Annotated in this window: 5 protein-coding genes; 4 read left to right on the top strand and 1 reads right to left on the bottom strand. The window is 68.4% G+C overall.

The window, feature by feature from the left end; translation table 11 throughout:
* Positions 1-250, bottom strand: a 250-nt coding sequence (locus tag QZ994_RS17920; RefSeq protein WP_290874899.1) for a hypothetical protein, incomplete at its 3' end; no start/stop codon positions are given.
* Positions 251-354: 104 nt separating this feature from the next.
* On the opposite strand from QZ994_RS17920, the gene QZ994_RS17915 reads away from it, so the two are divergent.
* The 4 genes from QZ994_RS17915 to tssM all read left to right on the top strand — a co-directional run.
* On the top strand, positions 355-1,233 hold the full coding sequence (locus QZ994_RS17915; protein WP_290874896.1) for a M15 family metallopeptidase: 879 nt from the start codon (positions 355-357) through the stop codon (positions 1,231-1,233).
* 141 nt (positions 1,234-1,374) lie between these two features.
* A complete protein-coding gene (locus QZ994_RS17910) occupies positions 1,375-1,644 on the top strand; it encodes a PAAR domain-containing protein (RefSeq protein WP_290874894.1) in 270 nt (89 codons plus the stop codon).
* 89 nt (positions 1,645-1,733) lie between these two features.
* The gene (locus QZ994_RS17905) at positions 1,734-3,311 is read left to right on the top strand and encodes a hypothetical protein (RefSeq protein WP_290874891.1); all 1,578 of its coding nucleotides are present in this window, start codon (positions 1,734-1,736) and stop codon (positions 3,309-3,311) included.
* 14 nt (positions 3,312-3,325) lie between these two features.
* A partial coding sequence (gene tssM / locus QZ994_RS17900) for a type VI secretion system membrane subunit TssM (protein WP_290874889.1) occupies positions 3,326-6,628 on the top strand: 3,303 nt, incomplete at its 3' end.

Below are 6,628 nucleotides of genomic sequence, written 5' to 3'. Positions count from 1 at the left end.
CCATCAGGCCGATCAGCGCCTTGCGTTGCCAGGCCTGGCGTTGTCGGCGTGCGCGCTGCTGCCGAGAAGGCGCCTGGCGCAGGGGCCGTCGGGTCGATTCCAGCGTGGAGAGCAAGCGCACGCGCTGGGTGTCCCCCTCTGGCGCGTCGCCGTCTTCGGCGCCAGCGAACAGGCTGGGGCGACCCAGTGGCGGGCGTGCCGCGGCCTGCGGCGCCGTGGGGGCGTTGGAACGTCGCAGGTCGTGGCTCACACCTGCCTCCCTTGATCTTTATGGTTGAATCGCCCCATTCTACGAAGCCCGTTCACACGCCATGCGCCGTGTCGGAGGGGATCGCAAACAATGGTTACAAAACGATGCAGGCAGGGTGGGTGCTGTTGTATTTCCTGTTGGGGTGTGCAGCCCTGGCGGTGATGGTGTTTCCGGGGGCCATTGGGGGCTTGCGTCAGCGTGCCCTGAAGCCGTTCCACGGCGCCTGGTGGCGCTTGCGGCGCGCCGGCCAGGTCGGCTGGCATCAGGCCGGACGCCAGCCTCGGCAGGTGGCCCAGGTTTGCCGTGATGGCCTGGCCCAGGCCAAGGTGGGTTGGCGTGCGCGCTGGCCCTGGTTGCTGCTGACCCTGGCTCTGCTGGGCCTGCCCGCCACCGTGGTGCTGTGGTGGAGTGCGCAGTCCACACGCAGCCTGGATGGCTTTGACGACCGCATCGATCCTGGCAACAGCCACGTGGCCCACCTTCTGCAAGGCGAGCAACTCGTGCCGCCTCCGCCCTTGCCGCCCGAGTGGTTCAGCACGGCCGAGGTGGAGGTGGAGCGTCCGATGATCGCCAGCGCCGACCGCCGCTGGGATCAGATGGACGCCGAGTTCGTCCAGCGCCTCCTGCTGGCATTCCGGATCATGAAGCAGGAACATGGCTACGACATGGCATTGCTCGAAGGCTGGCGCAGCCCCGATCGCCAGCGCCTCCTGGCTGCCCGCGGTGCCAACGTCACCATGGCGGGGGCCTGGCAGAGCTACCACCAGTACGGGCTTGCGGCCGACTGCGCCTTCTTGCGCAACGGCAAGTTGCTCATCACCGAGAAAGACCCCTGGGCCATGCGCGGCTACCAGCTCTATGGCGAGGTCGCCGAGCGCCTGGGCCTGACCTGGGGGGGGCGCTGGCAGATGATGGACCTGGGCCACGTCGAGTGGCGCAAGCCTGGCATCAAGGAGGCCATGCGCGCCCGCCGCGGGTCGTGAAACCGCCTGCATGGCTCTGACACAAGCGGTAACAGCACCACGCTTCAGAGGGGGGTGATTGCGCTCGCCCAGCCCTTAGACTGCGGCCGCACCCGGCAAACGGGGCCAAGAAAAAAAGCATCAAGCAGGGAGCGCGACGCCATGGGACGTCCATTCATCGTATTGGGTGACAAGACCAGTCACGGAGGCACCGTCGTGGGCGCCTCCGGCACGACCGACACCCATGGCAAGCGCATCGCCCGCGTGGGCGACAAGGTCACCTGCCCGATCAAGTACCACGGCGGCACCACCGTCATCGTCTCGGGCGACCCCACCATGCTGATCGACGGCCAGCCCGCTGCCCGCCATGGCGACCTGTGCGCCTGCGGGGCCACGCTCATCGCGGCCCAGGCCGTTTCCACCGACATCTGAAACAGACCGGTGGCGCGCACCGGTCACACAGCAGTTTGCATCCAGAGGCCGACGGCGCGCGGCCCGGTCATCAAGCAGGCAGTCAGGGCATGACCAAGGTATTGAAAGCAGGGGGATTGTGGTTGGTGGTGGCCGCCGTGGTGTGGCTCATCACCATCTGGCGCTGGCAGACCACGGCCGACGACGTGGGCACGATCGACATCGTGCTGCACCTGCTCGTGTTGCCCACGCTGCTGACCCTGGCCCTGCTGGGGGTGCTCTGGGGCGCGGCCCGCCTCCGCACCCAGGCGGCCAGCCCCTTGCCTGGCGCGGCGGCTGTGCCGACGCCGGCTGGCCCGGCACCAGCGACCCTCCACCCCGAAGAAGCCCTGCGCCAGACCCGGCTCTGGTTGCTGGACGCCAGCGTGAACCTGCGTGTGGGCACCTCGGTCGAGCAGGCCTTGTCTGCCCTGGCCGAAGGGGCCGAGCGCCCCTCCCTGGACCCGGTGCTCGAAGACCTGGACGGCCTCCCGGCCTTCACGGCCCGATCGGCCGCCATCGACGAAGCCTTGCAGTGGGGCGACGATCCCGACGAAGAAGGGCCGGCCGCCTGGCTTCGCCCGGATGGCACCGAGGTGCCCGAGGGCGTACGGCGCGCCCTGCTGGCCCTGGCGCCGGTGCTGGGGCAGTTGCTCGATCGCCTGGCCCAGGAAGCCCTCGGGTCGGATGCTGCCTCGGAATCCGCCCGGTCTGGGGTCCCTCTGGCCTCAGGGCACGACATGCGCGCCCACCTTTCGGGCGTGGCGCCGACCGAGTCCATCGCCCGGCGGCAGGCCCGTGAATCGGCGAGGCCGGGTCTCACCGTGCGCCTGCTCATGCCTGGTGACTGGTCTCAGGATGACCAGGCTTTTGCGGTGCAATGGACCAAGGCCCGCTCCGGCAGCCTGCTGGATTGGGCCGAGGCCAGCGGCGCCAAGGCGGTGCGCTGGCAGGTCAGCCCGGTCGAATCGCCCGAAGCCTGGTGGGATGAGGTGGATCAGCTGATGAGCCAGTGGCACCGCGAAGCCCGCCCCGAGCTGATGATGGCCCTGGCGCTGGACAGCGCCATCGATGCCGATCACATTGACCGCCTGCAGGCCCAGGGTGCGCTGTTCACCGCCCAGCACCAGACCGGCCGGGTGCCCGGAGAGGGGGCCGCAGGGCTCTTGCTGGCCAGCCCAGGCTGGCCTCGGCTCGACGCCATGGAGCCCCTCCCCGCGCAGCTGCTGCGCCCCTTGCGCACGCGCCGTGACAAATCTGCCGATGCCACAGGCCGTGCCAGCACCGTGGCCCTGGAAGCCCTGCTGAAGCAGGCCACCGAGCACACCGCCGCCCAGGCCGAGCACCTGCAACTGCTGGCCGACAGCGACCACCGCCCGAGCCGCACGGCCGAGCTCTACCAGGCCCTGCAGGCCGTGCTGCCTGAGGTCGACCCGATGCGCCAGGTGCTGCGCCTGGGGGACACCTGTGGCGAGCTGGGCATGGTGCGTGCCCTGGCCCCGCTGGCCCTGGCCTGGGCCAGCCTGCGAGAAGACGAGGCGCAGCGTGTGGCCCTGGCGGCCCTGCTGCAGTCCCCCCATGAGCGTGTGGTGATCGCCCTGCTGCCGCACCCACCTGCTCCCCTGGGCGACACCGCCCACGCCGTTTGATTTCTGGATCGCCCATGCAAAGAATCTGGTCGTTTTTCCTGGATGCCCGTGTGCTCACCGTCATCGGTGTGGCCGCGCTGGCAGGCCTGTTGCTGCTGGGGGCCGACGCCATGCGCGTGGGCCTGGTGTGGGTGGTCGCCATCCTCGGTCTGCTCGGCCTGATCGGGCTGACGGTGTGGGGCGTTCGGCGCTGGCAGGCCCACAAGGCCGCCCGGGCCCTGGAGCAGGCCATGGACGCCGAGGCCGACAAGGCCCAGAAAGCGGCCAGGCCCGAGAAGCAGGACGAGGTGGCCGCGGTGCGTGAGCGCATGGCCGAGGCCGTCAAGCTGATCAAGTCCTCGAAATTGGGAGAGACCTCGGGCGCGGCGGCGCTGTACGAGTTGCCCTGGTACGCGGTGATCGGCAACCCGGCCGCCGGCAAGAGCTCGGCCGTGGTGAAGTCCGGCCTGAAGTTCCCGTTTGCCGACGGCGCCGACAACGTCATCCAGGGCATCGGCGGCACCCGCCACTGCGACTGGTACTTCACCACCGAGGGCATCCTGCTCGACACGGCCGGGCGCTATTCGGTGCACGAAGAAGACCGCAGCGAATGGCTGGGTTTCCTCTCCCTGCTGAAGAAGCACCGGCCCAAGGCACCGCTCAATGGCGTGATCATCGCCGTCAGTGTGGCCGAGCTGGCCGGTCAGAAGCCCGAGTTCGCCATCGACCTGGCCCGCAAGTTGCGCCAGCGCGTGCAGGAGCTCACCGAAAAGCTGGAGGTCTTTGCCCCGGTCTACGTGGTGTTCACCAAGGCCGACCTGATCGCCGGTTTCGTCGACTTTTTCGAAGACCGTGACCGTGACGAGCGCGACAAGGTCTGGGGCGCCACGCTGCCCTATGACACCAGTGCCCGCAGCGATGCCGTCGCCCAGTTCGACACCCATTTCGACGAGCTGTTCGAGGGGCTGAAGGCGGCTTCGGTGGCGCGCATGTCGCTGCACCGGGGCGAGCAGCTGCCCCCGGGTGTGCTGACTTTCCCGCTGGAGTTCGCTGCGCTGAAGCCCGCGCTGCGCACCTTCGTCAACACGCTGTTCGAAGAGAACCCTTACCAGTTCCGCCCGATCTTCCGCGGCTTTTACTTCACCAGCGCGGTGCAGGAGGGGCAGTCCACCAGCCGGGCCAGCGAGCGCGTGGCGCAGCAGTTTGGCCTTCAGCTGCAGTCGGGCACGGCCGCCGCGGTCTATTCGCAAAGCGGTTTCTTCCTGAAGGAGCTGTTCTCGCGTGTCATTTTTGCGGACCGCCAGCTGGTGCAGCAGTACACCAGCCGCAACAAGCTGCGCCTGCGTTACGCCAGCTTCTTTGGCGGCGTCACCTTGCTGGGCGCCTTGCTGGCCGCCTGGACCTGGTCCTACATGGGCAACCGGGAGCTGGTGGCCCATGTGCAGGAAGACCTGATCAAGGCCCAGCGCGTGCAGGACAAGCGCGTGGACCTGGCTTCGCGCCTGGAAGCGCTCGAGATCCTGCAGGACCGGCTGGAACAGATGCAGCGCTACCGCGAGACGCGGCCGTGGTCCATCGGCCTGGGGCTTTACCAGGGCGAGGCCATCGAGCGCCGTCTCAAGGAAGAGTATTTCAACGGTCTGCAGGTGGTGATGCTCAAGCCCACCACCCAGGCGGTGGCCGGCTACCTCAGCGAGGTCAATGCCAAGGCCGGTGAGCTGCGCCCGTTGCAGCGGCTGGCCGACGGCGGTGGCGCGCAGGCCATGGCGGCGGCCCTGAGTGCCCCGGCCGCGTCCGGTGCACAGGCTGCCCCCGGCACCGAGCCGGGCCTCATGGCCACGCCACCGGCTGCAGGCCAGACGCCGTATGCCAGCGCGTCCAGCACCAACGTCTCCGAGGCCTACAACGCGCTGAAAGCCTACCTGATGCTGGGCGACCGCAGCCGCATCGAGCCCGGGCACATGAGCGACCAGCTCACGCGTTTCTGGCGCACCTGGCTGGAGACCAACCGCGGCACCCTGCCGCGCGAGCAGCTCATCCAGCGGGCCGAACGCATCCTGTCGTTTGCGCTGTCGCAGATGAACGATCCGGACTTCCCGCAGCAGGAGCTCAATCTGACCCTGCTGGACCAGACCCGCGAGAACCTGCGCCGGGTCATCAAGGGCATGCCGGCACGCGAGCGCGTTTACGCCGAGATCAAGGCCCGGGCCGCGACCCGCTTTGCGCCAGTGACCGTGGCCCGCCTGGTGTCCGACGCCGATCGCACCGTCGTGGCGGGCAGCCATGCCGTCTCGGGCACCTTCACCCGCGAGGCCTGGGAGCAGTACGTGCGTGACGCCATCAAGGAGGCGGCCAACAGCGAGCTGCAGTCCACCGACTGGGTGCTCAAGACCGCCGCCTCCGACGACCTCACCCTGGAGGGCAGTCCCGAGCAGATCCAGAAGGCGCTGACCCAGCTCTACAAGACCGAGTACGTGGCCGAGTGGAAGAAGTTCATGCAGGGGGTGAGCGTGCAGGATTTCAGCAGCTTCGAGCAGGCCGTGGTGCAGATGAACCGCCTGGGCGACCCGGCCAATTCGCCCGTGGGCCTGCTGTTCAAGACGCTGTTCGAGCAGACCGCCTGGGACAACCCGTCCATGCTGAACGATCGCCTGGCCAAGGGGCAGCAGGGCTTTGTGGCGTGGTTCAAGCAGACCGTGCTGGGCATGTCGCCCCAGGCGGTGCAGGTCAACATGGACATCAACCTCGGCAAGCAGGCCGAGATCCCCCTGGGCCCGATCGGCAAGGAGTTCAGCAGCCTGAACCGTTTGATGGCGGCTCGGGAGGGCTCGCCTTCGCTGATGCAGGCCTACCTGGGCTCGCTCTCCAAGGTCCGCAGCCGGTTCAACCAGATGAAGACCCAGGGTGACCCGGGCCCCTCGTCCCGCCAGCTGATGCTGCAGACGCTGGAAGGGCAGGGGGAGCTGGCCGATGCGCTCAAGCTGGTCGACGAGCAGATGCTCACGGGCATGAGCGACAGTGCCCGCACGGCCCTCAGGCCCTTGCTGGTGCGCCCGCTGATGCAGGCCTATGGCGTCATCGTGAAGCCCACGGAGTCCGAGCTCAACCGCGTGTGGATGGCCCAGGTCTACGAGCCCTACCAGCGCAGTCTCGCCTTGAAGTACCCCTTTGACCGCAGCTCGCGCATGGAGGCCAGTCCGGCCGAGATCGCCAAGGTCTTTGGTGCCGAAGGGGCGGTGAGCAAGTTCGTCGAGCAATCGCTCGGGGCGCTGGTGGTCCGCCGTGGCGACAAGGTCGATGCGCGCACCTGGGCCGACATCGGCGCCATCGGCTGGCTG

Source organism: Aquabacterium sp. (assembly GCF_021768455.1).
Lineage (GTDB): Bacteria > Pseudomonadota > Gammaproteobacteria > Burkholderiales > Burkholderiaceae_C > Aquabacterium.
The sequence above is the reverse complement of the archived record's forward strand: the minus strand, read 5'-3'. Positions and strand labels throughout refer to the sequence as shown.